Raw genomic sequence first — 18,970 nt, forward strand, 5'->3', positions numbered from 1 at the left:
ATATCAAGTTTTCCACAGATTTTTCCATAAAAAGTAAGATTTTTTCCATAATCTAAGTTAAATTTAATCAATTTTTATACGTTACTTAATATTTTCAAATAATTATTCAACCATTAAGACTAGCGATCGCACTACTGGTTGTGGAAAACTTAAAATATATCTTCAGGATAAAATAAAGACTAGTAAAGCTAAACTTCGGTAAAGGTTACAAAACAAATCAAATCAGATTCAATGACCGCTACTCATCATTTCTGGCTACCTGCACCGACAGATTTAACTTTGTTACCAGATGAGATTCATGTCTGGCGTATAGAACTTGACCAACCAGAACTACAACTGCAAAATTTAGCAGCAACTCTTTCCAGTGACGAAATGGCTCGTGCTGAACGGTTCTATTTTCAGGAACATCGACAGCGTTTCATTGCTGGTCGTGGCATCTTACGAGCTATATTAGGCCGCTATTTAGGTATCCAGCCTTTACAAGTACAGTTTAATTATCAACAGCGTGGCAAACCAGTATTAGCAGATACATTTGCCAATAGTGGACTGGCGTTTAACTTGTCTCATTCCCAAGGGATGGGTTTGTGTGCGGTAAATTGTACTCGCCCAATTGGTGTAGACCTAGAATATATTCGCCCGATGTCTGATATTGAAGCTCTTGCCAAACGGTTCTTTTTACCGAGAGAATATGAGATGTTGCGATCGCTATCTCCCAACCAACAGCAAGAAGTATTTTTCCGTTACTGGACTTGTAAGGAAGCTTATTTAAAAGCAACTGGAGACGGACTATCCCAGTTAGAGCAAATTGAAGTGTCGCTAACTCCCACAGAACCAGCCAAGTTACAGACATCTGAAGACTGGAGTTTATTTGAACTAGTACCCGCTAACAATTATGTTGCTGCTGTTGCGGTAGAGAATTTTGGCTGGAACTTGAAGTCTTGGCAGTATTAATACTTGTCATTTGTCATCTGTCATTTGTCATTAGTTATTCTTCCCCAATGCCCAATGCCCTACTTATCTTCCTGCATATTTCGCACAATTTTTGTTACCAAGTTTCTAGGTACAAATCTGACGCTTTTTGCAAGTATTGCATTGAGTAAACCAGGAATGACAATGGTTTGACCCTTCATTAAGGCACGAAAACCAACTTCAGCTACTGTTCGTGCATCCATCATCCTCTTACCCTTGAGCAACTTAGAGTCAGCCATTCCGGTTCTTTCATGAAAAGCGGATGCGGTTGAGCCTGGGCAAAGAACTGTTACAGTGACACCAGTACCTTCTAACTCATTAGCGATCGCTTCTGAAAACGATAAGATATAAGCTTTAGTAGCAAAATAAACTGCCATTAAAGGCCCAGGTTGAAAAGCAGCAGCCGAGGATACGTTTAATATTTTACCTTCACCTTGCTTTACCATGTGCTTCAGGAATAGCTTAGTTAAATGGGTGAGACACACCAAATTTACCTGTAGCATTTCCAATTCAGTAGCTAGGTCTGTTTCGTGAAATAATCCATAGATACCAAATCCAGCATTATTTACCAGCACATCAACATTAATATCGGCTTTTTGCAACTCCGTGAAAATTTCTTCAGGAGCCGTTGATATAGATAAATCCTTAACAATAGTTTTGACAAAAATTCCAAATTTTTCTTGGAATTTAGCTGCAATTTCTACTAGCGTTGGCCCATTTCTGTCTACTAAGACCAGATTGTAATCATGAGCAGCAAAAATACACGCTAATTCGTAGCCAATTCCACCGGCTGCGCCAGTAATAAGAGCAGTTTGTTTGCTCTGTTTTTGATGTGTTTTGTTCATGTAATAATGTTGGTGAATTCAATTTGATGAAGCTGCGTTGCATTTACAGTGGTTCTTGTTCTACAATTAAGTACGCGTAATATCTGAACCTACAAGAAATATCTTGAGTTATTACCCTTTCAAATGCTTATGTGATGCATTGGATAGATGTAGCAGTCCAAACGCAAATTTAGGACTTATGCATCGAAGAAGTTAGGCCTTAAAGGAGTTCGGTTATTTTAGACTGCTAGCATTAGGCTTTTGATCACTCACAAAAGCCAGCGGGTAAAATCAACCTTTTATGCCCGACACTAACCATTCTATCCTCAATTGCTTCTGTCAAGGGTTGAATACTAAAAATTTACATGATTGAGCATAAAAAAAACAGGGCAATTATGTTGCCGCTGTTAGTGTATTAGTTGTTGCTGGCATCTGAAATATTGGCTATTTAGTAGTACTGAGTTTTAAAAAGCTTAGACTAAATAAACTTATTTTTTAGGTTCGTAACGCACCGAAAGTATCCGGGATGGTGCGTTACGTTCCTAACACATCCTACGCAAGTTGTGAATTTCTAAGCGAGATTCAAGAAGCCGCTTTGAATCAAGTAGGAAGTATAAGTCATAAATAATTGAGAGTCAATGGGAGGACAAGCAATAGAACTACCTGCCAATGCATGAAGAGTATCTTGGCAGCTAATATGGGGTCTTCTAGCTTGTAAATACAAATCAGGAATAGTCAGTTGTTCATCAGACCAACGTTCCAGCAAAAATGGTCGCAGAGTGTATAAAGGATTGTCAGCAGAAGTCACATTATTGATTAACTCTGATTGCCATTTTTCGTAAGGAATCATCTCAACTGAATAACCAAAAGAGCGTATCCACTCAACTAGCATTTTCAAAGCAGCAGGTTGGGGATGTTGTAAATTGAAAGCCTTACCTATGGATTCTTTTTGCCGTGATAGATAAACGATCGCTTTACTTACATAGTCCACAGGTGACATATCCAACATATAATCTACATCAGGGAAATATCCCATTTGTAGACAGCCTTTGGTCATCAAATTAATAAAGTCATGTGTGTTACAAATGCCTGTTTTGCTATCGCCTGAAATCAGTGGCGGTCTATGGATAGTTACAGGAAGTCCACGGTCACGAGCAATTTTGACTAACTTTTCGGCTACCCATTTTGTTTGTGAGTAACCAAGATAAATGCCTTCCCAATGATTGAATTCATCCTGCTCTTTAACAACCTTGCCAGCATAAGCAGTGGATTCAAAAACAGCAACGCTAGAAACGTAATGTACAGGCTTGACTTTAACTTGACAAGCCAATCTCAAAACTTCCTGTGTTCCTAAAACATTGGCTGCTTTCAGTGCAGAGTATGGGAAAACATAATTCAACAAAGCAGCACTATGATATATAGTATCAATATTGGCAGCTAAAATTTGAAACTGTTCCGAACCAATACCTAACAATGGCTGAGATAAATCGCCGACAATCGGAATAATTCTGGAGCTAAATTCTTCCTGCCAAATTGCATACTGTTCCAGATTCTTTTGGAGTTTGCTTTTGCCTTCTTCGGCATTAGCAGCACGCACCAAGCAATAGATATCCGCATTGGTTTCTTGTAGCAATTCCCGGATGATAAAGGCTCCTAAAAAGCCTGTTCCGCCAGTTAAAAAGATATTCTTGGGTTCACCCACAAGTACATTAGATGCCGCACCAGGATGGATGGTAGGATCAAGAACAGCCTCAGCACCTAAATCTAGAACAGAGGGTGCAGCGTTGGCATTAGAGGCTACTACCTTTGTATCTTGAATTGGTGAACCTTCTTGCACTTCTTCAGCTAAACGCTGTGAAAGAGCTTCAATATTTGGGTAATGCCACAGCAGCAATGGAGATGGTTGAAATCCGAGCAACTTTTCTAAGTTACTTACTAGAATCATTGCTTGGGCTGAATCCAACCCATAGTTTTCTAAATGTTCTTTGACATCTATTTCATCAGTTGCTACTCCTAGCAATTTAGCTAAGTTAGATATCAAAAATATTTGAATATCGTCTGCGGTAAAAGACTGTTTTATAGTCATTTTTAAATCTCCAACAATGATGTAGAACGAACAGGGTGATACTGACTGTAATAATCGGAAGCTTGCAGCCCTTGAATTTTCAAATTTTGGACACGATACAAAAAGGCTGCACCAGTCATAATTTGATTAGCAACATCAACTACACCACGATTATTTGGTTCAGATAGATATGAACCGCGTACCCAGTCATTGAAACCGCCCATTGCCGGGCCACACCAAATTTGATAATCGACTTCTCTACCTTTTTCACCAGAACTAGACCAGCGAGAAGATAATCCTAAATACCAACGGAAAATCAACGCCATTTTTAGTTTAGGATTATTGACTGCTTTCCCAAGTTTCTCAGGATTTTTTTGGGACAAATAAGCCGCAGTTCCTTCCCATACTTCGGCAATAGTTTTGCGAAAAACTTGTTTTTCTAATTTCTGCCTTTCTGCCAAAGGAATCTCTTCGATGGAATCATAAGCGCGGTAGAGTTCAAATAATTTCTGCGCTCGCATGGGGAACATTGTACCCCGTTTGAGAACTTGCAATTTGACTCCCATTTCAAACATATCTGCTGCTGGGGCCATTATCATATCAGCCATTTCAGCTTGGGCTAATAACTTTTTGGTATGTTCACAAGCCCCAGATTCAACACATGATTGATTAATGGAACCAGTCATTATATAAGCAGCACCCATCATAAAGGCTGCTAATGCTGATTGTGGTGTCCCAATTCCCCCTGCAACGCCGATTCTAATGGGTGTTTGGTAATGATATTGTGCTTGAATTTCATCCCGCAAGGCAATAATAGAAGGTAACACACAAACCAGGGGACGGTTATCTGTATGTCCTCCAGAATCAGCCTCGACGGTAATATCATCAGCCATTGGAACTTTGGCTGCAAGGGTTGCTTGTAACTCAGTAATTAACCCTTGTTCAAGAAGTTCTTTGATTATTCTGGCTGGTGCTGGTTGCAGAAATTTAGTCGCAACTTCTCGGCGAGAAATTTTGGCGATGATTTTATTTTTGATTTCAATTTGATTGGCGCTATTCAATGCCAATCCAGCAACACGGTAATAAACAATGTTGGGGGTCAAGTCGAGAAATGCAGATGCTTCTACTGTTCTCACTTGATATTTGAGGTATAAATCTACGGCACGGCGTTCAATTGCTGGTTCATTGGGGCTATGAATTAAGTTAAAAGCATAAGGCCCTTGAGGTAAAGCTTGTTGAATGCGATTGATGGCTGCTTCCAAACGTTCTGGAGTTAAACCACCTGCACCAAAGGAACTCAAAATTTGTTCTTTTCCGAGTGCAATGACCATTTCTTCGGAAGCAATTCCGCCAGCCATTGCGCCGGTAACGTAGGCATATTTTACTCCATAAGAGGAGAGGAAATTGGGATCTCCAAATTGTTGAATGCGGATTGGGGCTGCAAATGTTAAGAGTTCTACTTGTGCTGTTGTGCCATTATCACCAGGGGATAAGTAGCCCTCGTTGGTGACACCGATTTTTCCGGCAACTTTCACGATGTAGCAGGGTTTATTTAATACCATCAATTTATCTTTGATGGTTTGTTTCTCAAAAGATACAGTTTCTAAAGAACCTTTCCAAACTTGGTTTTTGTTATGCGACCAAGTGGAGAAGTTAAGACCATTATCGTGTTTACTTAGTACCGTATCTACGGTTGTCACGGTAGTTATCCCTCGGATTACAAACAATGGATGATTAAAGTTGAAGGGTGTAGACTTTTTATCGGAGTCTATATTTTCATACCAATTCTCTAGGAGATGCACGTAATAATTTTTAAACGAACCGCAAAGGACGCAAAGGGCGCAAAGGAAGAGAAGGTTTAGAGAGAATTGGTATGAGATATTAAGATTCGTCGTTAAGCAAGTTTTGGGCGCAAGCTAGTTGCAATTGAATTATTTCGCTCATTTGCTGACTGTAATCTTGTCTAGCTTGTAAAAAAGCAGTGTGTGCTTTAGTTATCTTTGAATTATTAGCATTGAGTTTTTGATACTGGGTCTTATTTAAATCGAACATGCTGATGATGCTACTAATTTTTTGAGTTCTGACGGGTGGGAAAGAAACAGGAATTGGCTGTCTAATTGCGCTTGACTCAGAAGATTGTAATTGTTCTCTCGGTTGAAAAACGTTATCAATGATATTTTTCGGTTTTACTTCTTCTGGCTGAGGCAAGATGTTAAGGGAATGGCTTTCTTGTTGGGTTATGTGGTTGGAAGTGTTAAGAAAATCTGTGATTTCAGATTGTTGGATATTAGGTATATCTGGATGCTGTATTTTGAAACGTTCGCTCCTAAGATCCCCAGCAAAATCTTCAACAAGTTTACGATTCTCTTCGCTCAAAATTGTAGCAGCGATCGCTTTCCCACCCAAGGTAACTGTTCTCAATGTTGCTTTATTTGAATTAGCACTTTCCTGGGCTTTGTTGTACAAGGGTGATAAATCCACGTTCACCTGATGGCTGAGTAGTTTTGCTAATGCTTTGACCATTGAAGCATGGTCATCCATTCCCCTACGATTTAGAGAAACTGTGATATGTTCTTTGTTGCCAAGAATTTTATCAATCCATCGTGAACAGACACTACCTGCGCCTGCTTCTAGAAATATTTTCACACCATCATCGTAGACACGATTTACTAATTGTGGAAAATCAAGCTCTTGGCACAATCCTTTGGCGATGTTGTGAGCGATCGCATCACTTTCAAGTACAATCGGTTGATAGTCGGCGGCAGAATAAAAAACGATACCGGGAAGATTTTGTGATGGTAAGCTGTTTACCTTCTTAATTTCCTCGTACTGCGATCGCATCGCTTCACAATGTATCGCATGGTCGAAGGGCGCGGGGAAGGCGTTACAGCCTAAAGTCGCAATCACTCGCTTACAGGCGGCATCATCACCAGCAATTAATACTTCTTCTGGTGTGTTGATTTGAGTTAAGTAGACGTGATTTTCATGTTTCAGGCATTCTCTAACTTTCGATGGAGTAGCCATGAGAACATAGGTATTCCAAAAATTGTTGTTTGGTGAATCTGTTAATCCCCAATATTCACGCACTGCATTTTTTGGCCCAGATAATTTATCGCCAAATAAAGGTGATGAATTTAAGGTATTACTTCCGCCCTCAAAATCACTCCAAACTCCTTGGGCAACCATCATACTAGTTTCACCCAAGCTATAACCAAATACAGATTGCGGCTTGACTTTAAAATCATCTCGGAAAATTGCCGTCATGTATCTAGCAAAGGCGATTTCGCTTTCAAACATTGCTAGCGAATCATCTAACAATTGCTTTTCGAGTGTTTCTAGTTGCCTGGTTGTCAATTTAGGTAAACTTCTGGGATAAACCAGCTTTTCAACATCAGCAGCCCGATTGTAGAGGTTGTTACTTTTTAAGTCCTCGAAAACTTTAGGAAATAACCGGAAGACGGTACGACCAATGCCAATATAAGAATTGACTGCTGCGGGGTAAACATAAGCAACTGCTCCAGTTTTACCCAATGGTTTCGCGGTGAAATAACTTCCTAAAGGTGTTTGCCAATCTGTGCCGTTTTCAAAGGCATTATTTACACCTTTGCGGGCAGATTCGATTTCTTTGAGTAAATCTTTTGTGTTACGTCCTGTGATTGATAAGACGTATTTTGCATCAGATTGCTGTTGAAAAGTAGCAAATGTCTCGCTGGCGGTAGCTGATAAAGAAGAACTAGCTTCGATGGATTTTTGGAGATGGTTTAGGATATTGGGTATAGTGGAGCGATCGCTAACTGCTATCGGAAACAGATGAAAAGGCATTTGTTGCAAATATCTGTTATCCCGCTCCTCTTGGCTGGGTTCCTCCGATAAAATTAAATGGGCGTAACTGCCATCTATACCCATACTATTAATCGCTGCTATTCTGCGTGTGCCGCCTTTATCGACAAACCAAGGTCTTGATTCCATCGCCACATAGAAGGGACTACCTTCCCATACTTGCGGTGTTTTGACACCAGACCATTTGGGAGTGGCGGGAATATACCTGTAATAAAGACAGAGAGCGGTTTTGATTAAGCTAGCAATTCCCGATGCTGTATAGGTGTGGCCGATATTGGATTTAACGCTACCTAACGCACAATGCAAACCGTTGCCCACTTTCGGATAAGCTTGCAGTAAACCTGTGATTTCGGCTTCATCCTCCTGGGGAACGCCACTACCGAAGACTTCCACATAGTTAACTTCTGTGGGTTGAATCTCCGCCATCTGGAAAGCTTGTTTGCAGACATTACTGATAGCTGAGGCATCAGGTTTTACCAGAGCGTCACTCAAGGTAGAATTACCTTGTGCAAAACTCATAGCATCAATTACTGCATAGATGCGTTCGTTGTCTTCCTTAGCTGCTTCGTAGCGCTTGAGGACGACAGCACCCGCACCTTCGCCAACCGTCCAGCCATTTGCTTGTTGGTCATAACCCAATGTGTTGACACCCGTATTAATTGGGGCAAATTGGCTGCGGAATAAGACGTTTTCTACACCGCCGGCTAAATCTACCGCACCCACAACCACCGCGTCTACTTCTCCGGTAGCGAGTAGCATTTGGGCAATTTCCAAGGCTTTGAGGGCAGAATTTTCGCCAGCGCTAACGGTGAATGCTGGGCCAGTGAAATTCCATAAAGCAGAAATTCGACTTGCCATGATGTTGGCGATGTGACTTACATATTCGCCGATTTCTACTGGTTGGTGAATGCTATCTTTGACAATGGTTTCCAGTTGCGCCAGTTGTTCAGCAGGTAGAGAAATTCCTTGGTTGAGTAAGCCATCCTTAACTTGCCAAGAGAGATTCCATCTTTGCTGTAGCTGATGCACAGAGAATTCTGTCTCGGCGGCGACAATCACTGCTACATTGCCACCCTCCTGTAGTTTCGCATCTTTCACGGCGCGATCGCTAACTTTCAGAAGCAACAATTGTTGTGGGTTTAGCTTTTCGATTTCATTTGGTGGGATTTTGCACGATAAAGTATCGATTTCAAAATCCTTGATATATGCCCCTACTGGTGCTTTCCCGTCTGTTAAACCGTACTCTTTCAGAACACTTTCTTGATTTTCTATACCGTGCCATCTTTGAGGCGGAAGAGAAGTAAAATGTTGTGTCCCATCATAAATGCTGCGTTCAAAAGCATCTAAACCATTGCAGTTACCAAAAAAGGCATCCATGCCGACAATAGCAACTTTAGTAGGTGGAGCAGGTGGAGTTGATTCAACTGATTCTGCTGTATTTCCTTGCTCTAAAATCAGATGAGAATTAGTACCGCCAAAACCGAAAGCACTGATAGCCGCTCGTTTAATTGGTGCGTTATTATTTGGCCATGCTGTAGCTGTTCTAACAATTTTGTCGGCCGAAATTGTACCTTTTTCTGAAGTCAAAGGTTCCGAAACATTCATGGTTGCTGGAATTACACCATGAGACATACTCAAAATGACTTTAGTCAAGCCAACCATGCCAGCAGCAGTTAGCAAGTGACCAGTATTTGCCTTAGCAGAACCTACCAGAGGCGCAGCTTGATTTTGACCAAAAAATGTTTCGATGGAGTTGAATTCGGTTGTATCTCCTAGCAATGTGCCAGTGGCGTGACACTCTAGATAATCGATGTTTTTTGGACTAAAATTTGCTTCCTTGTAGGCTCGTTCAAAAGCTAAGGTTTGTCCTTTAGGATTCGGACTTAATAAATGCTTTCCTTTGCCATCATTCGAGAGTCCATTACCGCAGATGGTAGCGAGAATATTATCACCATCTCTAACAGCATCAGAATATCTCTTTAGCATCACCATCCCAACACCATCGGCGGGAATTAGCCCTCTAGAGGATTTATCTAAGGGGCGGCTGATGCCGTTTTCTGCATACCCTTGAACACCGGAAAACAACATCCGCACGAATAGGGAATCTGCACAACTGATGGCTCCAGCTAACATGACATCAGCTTTGTGTGACCATAAGTAATGAGATGCTAGTTTAATCGCATAAAATGAGGAAGAACAAGCAGCATCCAGACATAAATTAATCTGGGATAGAGAGAGAGCTTGAGCTACAATAGATGCTGGTAAACCAGATATCATCGCATTGTATAAAGATGCTTTGGTTGCACTTGGTAAAGCAGCTAAATTAAAGTCTTTATCCTGCAAAAGTTCTCTGACAGCAGGATTAATAGCTTGCTGGTAAATTGGCGAGAATAATTGATTAGATAATTTTGTCGGGAATGACAAATTACCTAAAATTACGCCACATTTTGCTAGAACAGTTTGATTACCCCAATAACCACTGTTTACAATTGCTTGTTTAGCGGCATACAATGACCATTTGAAGGTGTTATCTAAACCAGTAACAAATTCTGATGGTAGATTATATTCAGATGGATTAAACTGGAAGTCGCGAATGTATCCGCCTTTGAGGGAATAGGTTTTGTCTGGTGTACCTTTAACTGGATTATGAAAGATTGTCGGATCTACTCCGATTTCTTCGACGGTTGCAGAGGATGTCGAATCTTTTTGATTAACGATGTTTTGCCAGTATTCTTCAGGATTTTTTGCATCGGGGAATAGGCATGACAATGCGATGATGGCTATTTTTTCCACGATTTATATGCTCCGAGTTTGGGTATTTAGCAAGAGATAATTAAAAGGCAGGATTTACGCTGTTCCCCAAACTTTGAACGAGGCAAGTTATAGCAGTCCTATCTGAGTTGTGATAAATACTCTTTTTAACGAACCGCAAAGGACGCAAAGGGCGCAAAGAAGAGAAAAAATTTCACAGGGATTTTAGGAATGCTATAGGTGTTGAGTTTTAAAGAAGATTACTAGCTTCTGAGCATTTTCATTGACCAAATAATGGCATGAGCGCCGAGCATTCGTGAATAGATTTTACCTTGGCGGTCGTGTATGATAAAGTTTGCGATCGCACTACTTGGTGTCTTAGATAGTACTTCACAAGAAACGTAAAATGTTTCGTTATGTGGTATCATCGCAAATTGTTCAAACTTTTCTACTTTTCCAGGTAAACAACCTTCTTCATGAAAGTGTTGTGTCCAAACCCATAAGGCGTGCATACTCAAGTCAGTCGTATAAGGATTTACCCATTGGACAGGGAATTGCCCTTGTTGCTGTGGGGTGAGTTCTGGCCACAGACATTCTGTAGTAATTTTTTCAGGACTGATGTTTAAGACTCTTTTGATTTCTTGAAAACCAGGGCCGTGAAATAATGTAGCCCCACCATTTTGGTAAAAATCTTTTCCTGTAGCGGTGATGATATTATCTTCTTCGAGATTGAGAGATTCATAAGTGGGTACAGCTGGGATTTCTCGCTGGAGATTGAGTTGAGCGCTAAAATGAAAATGGATTCTCCCTTCTGGGTTTTTACTCGAAATTTTGGCTTTAAGTTCAATTTTTTCAAGATTAACTTTAGAAATTTCTTCTATTTCTAAAATATGTTCTTTCGCTAATGTCTCATTGAAAGTAATCCCCTTTAAAACTTTGAAATCTTGGTAATTGGACAACCGATAACCGGGATATAATTGTTCAGAAGCATTAATAATCCAGGTCATTGCACAAGTTGCTGGTAAAACTGGAGAACCAGCAATCGTATGATCGTGCAAAAATGGATTAGCCTCTAATGTCATTTGGCGACGAATACGATAGGTTCGTAGTTCTGAATCTAGCTCTGTAGCCATTGGAACTAGTGGACTACCAATAACAACTTGTGCGGTTGCATGATTGGTATGATCCATTTCCTTAACGAGCATTTGTGCCCCAACTGCAATGGGAATTATATCAATTTTTCGCTCTTGAAAAATCTTCTTTAATTCTGCTGTCACCATCCCACTATCCCAAGCGCCCCAGTTGATAGCGACTACATGACATGATGGATAAGTTTGCTTAAATATATGGGCTGATTTGTTCAGAATTTCATTTGCGATCGCATAATCAGATTGTCCAGGATTTCCGTAAAAGCCTGTGACTGAAGAAAACAAAACTAAATGCTGAAGTTGATTAGGATTGACGCAAGTTAGAAGATTTTCTAAACCTTGAACTTTGGCGGTGTAAACTTTTTCAAAATCCTCTTCTGTTTTCTTTTCAATTAACTTATCAGCTAAGTTTCCAGCGCCGTGGATAATTCCGGTAATTGGGCCAAGATGTTGGACAGCAGTGGCAAGTTTTTCTTGTAAAGCTTGCGTATCTGTGACATCGACGCTGATATATTCTGCTTTAGCTCCGGTTTTTTCAATTGCTGCTAGAGTCTTTTTAATTTCGCGGCTGGAGGTAATTTTGTTATATATTTTTTGCACATTCATGGGTGTGGGCTTCTCTCCTTGAGAAAGAAGATTTTCCATGATGCATTTTTTCAATGCGGAGTCATCAGAATTTTGAGCAAAAACTGGCTCGGTTTCTAATAGTTCGGAGCGACCGAGGAGGATGAATTTACAGGGTTGCTGTTGGGCTAATCTGATAGTACACTCAGCCGTAATCCCTTTTGCACCGCCGCTCACGACAAAGACAGATGATGGACTAAGCTGGGCTGTTTGTGTCATAAATCCTCGTGAATACCTGCATAAATTGGGTTTTTTGGATATACGAACCGCGAAGACACGTTCACGAAGTGTCTCGAAGAGAAGAACGCGAAGGAAGAGAAATAAGTAGTTTTCTTGTAGTAAAAAACTAATAGCAGTCCTAAAAGATTTATGAGATTCTCTGTTTATTTCTTTTCTTCGCGCCCTTCGCGCCTTCGCGGTTCGTTAAAAACAGGAATTTTCACAACTCAAATAGGACTGCTACATCAAAGAACTAATTAATCGGCGATAATAGTCACTCGTCCTTGTGAGCCGTAGCCAACTTCACTTATATAAAGGTTGGGGTCGTGAAGTTCGGCGATGATGTTTTGTACTGATTGTTTAGCATCAAGTCTGGGGCTTAAGTCGATCGCACGAGTGAAAACTTTTGGCCATTCCCATCTCAGGGTTTTGGTTAATCCAAACAAACCAGCGCCGATCGCACCGAAGTTGACTTTATACTCTAAACCGAAGGCCCCATCCAGGTGAGCAACTGTGCAAAAGCAACTACGTCCATGTTTTGCAGCTTCGTTAAGGGAAGGTTTGAGGTGTTTCGCCATCAAAAATACGTGCTTGACGATCGCCTTTTCTGATTCGTTATAGGAAATACTTCCGGTATGATTTCCTACAAACATTGGATGGAGATGGATGAAAGCCCCAATCGCTCCGCAGTGAGATGCGATCGCTTGCAATTGTTGTTGAAGATGTTCTTCACTCAAGTTTGCTAAGGTAACGCGGGTTACTCCTGTGGGTAAGGGCGCTTGCTGGGCGATTAGCGATTGGGGGAAGCTGATAACTACTACTTTCCAGCCTTTCTCGATTAGGGATTCAGCTAATTTATAAGTGGTGAGGGAACCATCATCGGTGATTAAACCGATGTGTCCCTCTGGTAAAGTGAAATCCAAATAATCGGGCTGTGGTAGGCTCCTGAGTTTGACGGTATAGCGCGGGATATTATGCTCTAATTCCGGTGGCTGCTGTTGGACAAACTCAGGCTCAGACTTTTTTTTTTCACCTCCAGCCAACTGCTGTAGGTAATCGACTATTTGACCGATGGTGCGGAGATCGCCGAGTTCTTCGATATTCGGTTTGGGTAAGTTAGGGTACATTTCTTGCATCGCCCCTAAGATTTCTACCCGTTTGATAGAGTCAATCCCTAAATCGGCTTCCATGTCCATTTCTAGTTCCAGCATCTCGACTGGGTAGCCAGTTTTATCGCTGGTGATGGCTAACAGGGTTTCACCTAAGTTTGCAAATTCATCACTTGTAGCGGGAGTGGGAGAGGCTTCTGGTTCTGGAGTGAATGCGACAACTATGCTTGGTTCCGGTGCAGCGACTACCTCAACTACTGGTGCAACCTCTACTGCAATCTCGGTTGCTTGTTGTATTTCGTGAACTGCAATTTCTACCGAAACACTTTTGGAAGCGTGAGATTGCAGATACTCTACAACTTGACCGATGGTGCGTTTTTCTGACAGTTCTTCTAAATTGGGCTTGGGTAGGTTGGGGTACATCTCTTGTAGCGCCCCTAAGATTTCCACCCGTTTGATAGAGTCAATCCCTAAATCAGCCTCCATATCCATGTCCATTTCCAGCATTTCGACTGGGTAGCCGGTCTTATCACTGGTGATGGCTAAGAGGTTTTTATCCAAGTCAACAATATCGATGGTTGCGCCAGATACAGGTGCAGCAGTTGTGGGTGCTGGTTCTGGGGTGAAGGCAACAACGTCGTTGACTGGAGGTGAGCTAATTTTGACTACAACCTCAGCTTGAGGTTCTACTACTGGGGCAGGTGGCTCTACTGTCTCGACAGTTGCGAAATGTGGTGTGGGCAGTAGAGACGCGATCGCTCGTGTCTCTGGAGATACAGGAGCTTCAACTACAGGCTCTACAGCAGCCGGAAGAGGTGCTTGAGTAACATTTAAGCCATTTTTAGCTACAGGCTCAGTTACAGGCAAAGGCTGGCTTTCTACTATTTTGGTAGTAGCGGGTACGGGTGCATCACTAACAGTTGTTTCTGTGGTGAACGGAGTGAAATTGCTGAGTTTCTCTGTTAGTTGAGTTACTCCCTCACCTGAGATGATTTGAGAATACTCTTGCTGGATGAGTTGGAAAAAGCTCTTAGTATACTCCAACTGCTCTTGAAGATATTGCTCATGGATGCGTAGAGTTTCACCTTGTTGGGAGTGAAACTGCATCATGCTGCGCTCTAAGCTTTCCATGACAACTAGCTTCATTTTGGCAGTTTCGGCTGTTGATTTACTTTCACTCAACAAAGAATTCTGCTGCAGCATCAGTTGAAAAAACGCTTTAGCGTATTCCATTTGATGGTTGAGATAAGTACCATGAACTTGTAAATTCTCGGCTTGATTTTCCTGGAACTGTGTCAGGAGATATTCTAAACTTGCTAAAAGTTGTTCGTAATTTGTAAGTTTTTCTGGTGTTGGTTGCATCTTAGATTCCTGGGCTGGTTGTGAAAGGGTCACAGGATTCATTTGTTGCTCTGTTTGGGTGATGACACCGTTCATTGTTGCGGTGGATTTTTTATGTCCGTTAGTCTCTATGACTGCGAAAGGTGGAGTCACACCGGGATTGCTAAATAAAGGAGCTACAGTTTCAGAATATTCGGGAGTAGGTAATGTAACTTTATGCCCATCTTGTAAAGCTAGAGCGAAGGCATTTTTCGTTTTTTCGGATCTGTAGTTGATGCCGTTTAAACGGACATTTAATGTCTTCTTCGTCTCAATTGGGGGGATAGTTTGGGGAAGTTGATAAGGATCGAGGTTATTCAAAGCCAAACCAATCACTCGCAACTGCACAACTGCTTCCCGTAAAGAGCGATCGCTATTCTTTTGAACGCTAGGGTTCAAAGATACGGTGATGTGTGGGCGATCGCCAAGAATCTCTTTCACCAAGTTGCTAAGAATTCTCCTTGGCCCAAATTCCACAAAGCAAGTACCACCCGCCGCATAGATATTTTCAATTTCCTGTTTAAACAGCACTGAATTGGAAAGGTGCGTTTCGAGGATTTTTTGAATACCTTGGGGTTCTTTGGGATACTGCTTACTGGTAACATTGCTGTAAACAGGGATTTTCGGACTTTGGAACTTGACAGACTTGGTTGCGATCGCAAATGATTTCTGAGCAAAGGCAATTAGCGGTGTATGGAACGCTGCTGAAACAGGTAACAATACAGCCGTATATCCTTTCTCGTGTAAAGCCTCTTTGATTCTCGCTATTTCTGCGGTGGGGCCAGCCAAGACAATTTGAGTCGGAGAATTTTGATTAGCGATCGCAACTTGGGGAAAATGCCTCAGCACTGCTTCCACTTTGCTAATGTCTTCTTTGACAGCCAGCATACTACCCGCATCATGATCGGGATCTTCGGGTGCAGCCATTGCTTGACCCCTAGCTTTCACTAGAAACAAGTAATCTTCAGTACTCAAAACACCCGCAGCCCACAAAGCTGTGAGTTCACCAAAGCTATGTCCCGCAACAAAATCTGACTTAAATCCAGCTTGTTGCAGAATGCTGTACATCCCTGCACTCAACACCCCGATGGCTGGTTGAGCGTATTCTGTGCGTTGCAGGGCAGCAATTTGGACATTTTTTTCTGCCTCTCCAAACACAGGATGAGGGAAAACGATTTCTGATAAAGGCTGCAAATTATCTTTGAGCAACAGGCTATCCATATAACCATGAAGACGGCGCATCAAAGGAAAATTCATCACCAGTTCGCGTCCCATCTCCAAGTATTGCGAACCTTGACCAGAAAATAGAGAGACAACTTTTCCGCCCAACTCCATACCAGAGGAACGGTAATAAATCCCTTGGGGATGCTCCCAAGATGCTGCTGAACCTTTGAGTTTTAGCCAGTCAATGCTAGTTTGCAGGAGCTTGCAAGCTTCTTCGAGATTCTCAGCGACAAACCCAAATCTGGGAGCAGAGAGGGGAATTTGTTGTGATTTGCACTCATTGACTAATTGTGAGTAGTGTCTGGGTGCTTCAAGCGATCGCAACTTACCTAACATCTCTTCCGATTTGCTCAACAATTGCTCTACTGTGGGAGCAAACAACAGCACTTCACTAGCATCACTGTGTAAGCGGTAAGCGTCGTTTTGGTCAGCTTCATATTCTTCCAAAACAACGTGATAGTTAGTACCACCAAATCCAAAAGAACTTACACCCGCACGTCTTGGCGCTTCGCCCTCTGGACGAATCCAAGGTCTGGTTTGGGTATTCAAATAAAAGGATGAATTTTTAATGTTGAGTTTGGGATTTGGCTCAGTGATGTTAATTGTCGGTGGTAATACTTTGTGATGTAAAGCCAAAGCAGTTTTAATCAAACTCGCCGCACCCGCAGCCGCTTTTGTGTGTCCGATTTGCGATTTCACACTACCCAAAGCGATGTGCTGCTTTTTGTCATCATGTACATCAAAGAAGTCTTTTAAAGAACCGAATTCTGTCGGATCTCCAGCCATTGTACCTGTACCATGTGCTTCCATCAAACCAACAGTAGCGGGAGAGAAGCCGGCATCTTCATAAGCACGTTCTAAGGCTTTGACTTGACCTTCTTTGCGGGGAGCATAAATACTCTTGTAACGTCCATCGCTGGAAGTACCAATACCTTTAATTACGGCATATATTTTATCATTGTCCCGTTCAGCATCTTCCAAGCGTTTCAGGACAATCATCCCAATACCTTCACCCAGCATCATCCCATCAGATTTAGCATCGAAAGGCTTGACATTTTCACTGGGAGAAACAGCCGGTGTTTTGCTGAACGAGATGTAAGCCATGATGGTGTTGTCGGTATCAACGCCACCGGTTAGCATCATGTCGGAACGATGCTCAACTAGCTCACTAATCGCCATTTTTAAAGCACCAAAGGAACTAGCGCAAGCGGCATCAACTACACAATTCATCCCGCCAAAATTTAGGCGATTGGCAATTCTACCCGCGACTACGTTAGCTAACATTCCTGGGAAAGCGTTCTCATCCCACTTCACATAAGCGCTTTTGATTTTATCAACGATTTTTTTGGTATCTTCGTCAGATAAACCACTGCTTTTGAGGGCTTTTTCCCAAATTGGATATTCTAATCTGGCAGAAAGTGGCATTCCTAATTGCTTGGCCATAGCCACGCCTAAGATTACCCCAACCATCTCGCGGTTAAACTCACGTTTTTCGCCATAACCTGCATCTTCCATTGCCTCTTTCGCAACCAATAAACTTAATAGTTGCGATACATCTGTAACTTCTAAAATGCTAGGTGGTATACCGAATTCCATCGGGTTGAAATCAACCTCTGGAAGAAACCCGCCTCTTTTACAGTAGGTTTTATCTTCAGTAGTTCTGGGATTTGGATCGTAATAATCTTCGACACTCCAGTGAGTGGAAGGAACATCAGTAATACAGTCAATTTTGTTTACTATATTTTGCCAGTATTCCCGCAAATTTCTGGCTTGAGGCAATAGAGAAGCCATCCCAACGATGGCGATAGGATTGTGTTGTAATTGTCTGTTAATTCTGTTGATTGACACTGATTTATCTGATTTGTCTGATTTCATGTTTTTTTCCTCTATAGACCTCATCACAGCCTTTTCACAATTATTGATAAGGCTTTCTAACTCCGCTAAGGCAGTATCAATTGAATAAGCAGACATAGGGCATAGTTAGTACTGTGGATTGTGTAGTTACAGTAATTTCTGTTGCCTACTAATTAATGGAAAACTCTTGTTTTGTAAGCAGTTAACAGATATGAAATCCTGGCGAAAAAGTAATTACGAATTACGAATTATGCCAGGTAAAGCCTTATGTTTCCAAGCGACTTTGGCATACTGCGTAGGCGTAGCCCGTCGTAGACATCGCAAAAATTGTTATCCAACGCTAGACTCTTTAAATTGCGGCAATATGTCAAAGACGTTGTTAAAACTGGTAAAATAGCCTTGGAGTGTAATAGCTGCTTGACCAGTGAATTTAATCCATTTGTAATGGTAGAGATTTTGAGTAATGGTATCCTACTGGAGTGATGGAAACTGAGGAGTAGCTAAGAGAACAGAAATGGTTTTTCACCCAAAAGCTTTTGATTATCTAGCCTAACTACAGCAACATAGCTGTTGTTAATGACAACGTTCTGTATCTCTAAAGTCATAGCCAATTTCAACGTTCTGGATAATGTATTTTATGCTATTTGAACTAGGAAAGTTGACAAGTTCGTTACACAAAATACACCACCTTTAAACCGAATTCATCCAAGTTGAAAAAGTAATGAAACGAGCAGACCTTCATGGAGAAGCAGTTATCTTGAGTTATTTTTAATTTCAAAATCTCAATTAAATAACTAGTTTGTCTAACCACTTTAAAACATTGAATTAATAAAAACACTAACATACTTTACAGAAACTAAATCATTTCTTTAAAGTTATTTTATAAAGAAACATCCACAATTACTGATGTTAATTTAAATAAAACTCAGGATTTAAGTGTAATTTGTAACTGTATAAATGTGT

At 41.4% G+C, this 18,970-nt stretch carries 8 protein-coding genes and 1 pseudogene; 2 read left to right on the top strand and 7 right to left on the bottom strand.

Annotation, left to right across the window (positions count from 1 at the left end; all coding sequences use genetic code 11):
- Positions 1–231: 231 nt before the first annotated feature.
- Positions 232–951, top strand: coding sequence for a 4'-phosphopantetheinyl transferase HetI (gene hetI / locus GNF10_RS14825; RefSeq protein ID WP_185583257.1), 720 nt, complete (start codon positions 232–234; stop codon positions 949–951).
- A 59-nt stretch (positions 952–1,010) separates the two neighbouring features.
- On the opposite strand, the gene GNF10_RS14830 is transcribed toward hetI, so the two are convergent.
- The 6 genes from GNF10_RS14830 to GNF10_RS14855 all read right to left on the bottom strand — a co-directional run bounded on the left by GNF10_RS14830 (position 1,011) and on the right by GNF10_RS14855 (position 18,124).
- Positions 1,011–1,814: an SDR family oxidoreductase gene (locus tag GNF10_RS14830; RefSeq protein ID WP_185583255.1), complete on the bottom strand. Its 804-nt coding sequence runs from the start codon at positions 1,812–1,814 to the stop codon at positions 1,011–1,013.
- 550 nt (positions 1,815–2,364) lie between these two features.
- Positions 2,365–3,879 (bottom strand): thioester reductase domain-containing protein, encoded by a 1,515-nt coding sequence (locus tag GNF10_RS14835; RefSeq protein WP_185583252.1) that lies wholly within the window; start codon positions 3,877–3,879, stop codon positions 2,365–2,367.
- Between the two features lie 2 nt (positions 3,880–3,881).
- The gene (locus GNF10_RS14840) at positions 3,882–5,558 is read right to left on the bottom strand and encodes a PfaD family polyunsaturated fatty acid/polyketide biosynthesis protein (RefSeq protein ID WP_185583251.1); all 1,677 of its coding nucleotides are present in this window, start codon (positions 5,556–5,558) and stop codon (positions 3,882–3,884) included.
- Positions 5,559–5,739: 181 nt separating this feature from the next.
- The gene (locus GNF10_RS14845; RefSeq protein WP_185583248.1) at positions 5,740–10,491 is read right to left on the bottom strand and encodes a PfaB family protein; all 4,752 of its coding nucleotides are present in this window, start codon (positions 10,489–10,491) and stop codon (positions 5,740–5,742) included.
- A gap of 221 nt (positions 10,492–10,712) precedes the next feature.
- Positions 10,713–12,440 (bottom strand): SDR family NAD(P)-dependent oxidoreductase, encoded by a 1,728-nt coding sequence (locus GNF10_RS14850; RefSeq protein ID WP_185583247.1) that lies wholly within the window; start codon positions 12,438–12,440, stop codon positions 10,713–10,715.
- Between the two features lie 257 nt (positions 12,441–12,697).
- On the bottom strand, positions 12,698–18,124 hold the full coding sequence (locus GNF10_RS14855) for a type I polyketide synthase (protein WP_185583245.1): 5,427 nt from the start codon (positions 18,122–18,124) through the stop codon (positions 12,698–12,700).
- Positions 18,125–18,218: 94 nt separating this feature from the next.
- Between GNF10_RS14855 and GNF10_RS37865 the strand changes: the two genes are divergently transcribed.
- Positions 18,219–18,404, top strand: a complete 186-nt coding sequence (locus GNF10_RS37865; RefSeq protein WP_221644643.1) for a hypothetical protein — start codon at positions 18,219–18,221, stop codon at positions 18,402–18,404.
- Here GNF10_RS37865 and GNF10_RS14860 read toward each other — a convergent pair.
- Positions 18,338–18,612, bottom strand: a pseudogene (locus GNF10_RS14860) (hypothetical protein). The gene GNF10_RS37865 and the pseudogene GNF10_RS14860 sit on opposite strands and share 67 nt — an antisense overlap.
- Between the last annotated feature and the right edge of the window lie 358 nt (positions 18,613–18,970).

It is taken from the genome of Nostoc sp. UCD121 (assembly GCF_014222285.1).
Classification (GTDB): Bacteria; Cyanobacteriota; Cyanobacteriia; order Cyanobacteriales; family Nostocaceae; genus Nostoc.

Bases quoted from the DNA above. Each gene is read 5' to 3' on its own strand.
- GNF10_RS14830 (WP_185583255.1), bottom strand. From the start codon at position 1,814: ATGAACAAAACACATCAAAAACAGAGCAAACAAACTGCTCTTATTACT.
- GNF10_RS14835 (WP_185583252.1), bottom strand. From the start codon at position 3,879: ATGACTATAAAACAGTCTTTTACCGCAGACGATATTCAAATATTTTTG.
- GNF10_RS14855 (WP_185583245.1), bottom strand. From the start codon at position 18,124: ATGTCTGCTTATTCAATTGATACTGCCTTAGCGGAGTTAGAAAGCCTT.
- GNF10_RS37865 (WP_221644643.1), top strand. From the start codon at position 18,219: ATGAAATCCTGGCGAAAAAGTAATTACGAATTACGAATTATGCCAGGT.
- GNF10_RS14850 (WP_185583247.1), bottom strand. From the start codon at position 12,440: ATGACACAAACAGCCCAGCTTAGTCCATCATCTGTCTTTGTCGTGAGC.
- hetI (WP_185583257.1), top strand. From the start codon at position 232: ATGACCGCTACTCATCATTTCTGGCTACCTGCACCGACAGATTTAACT.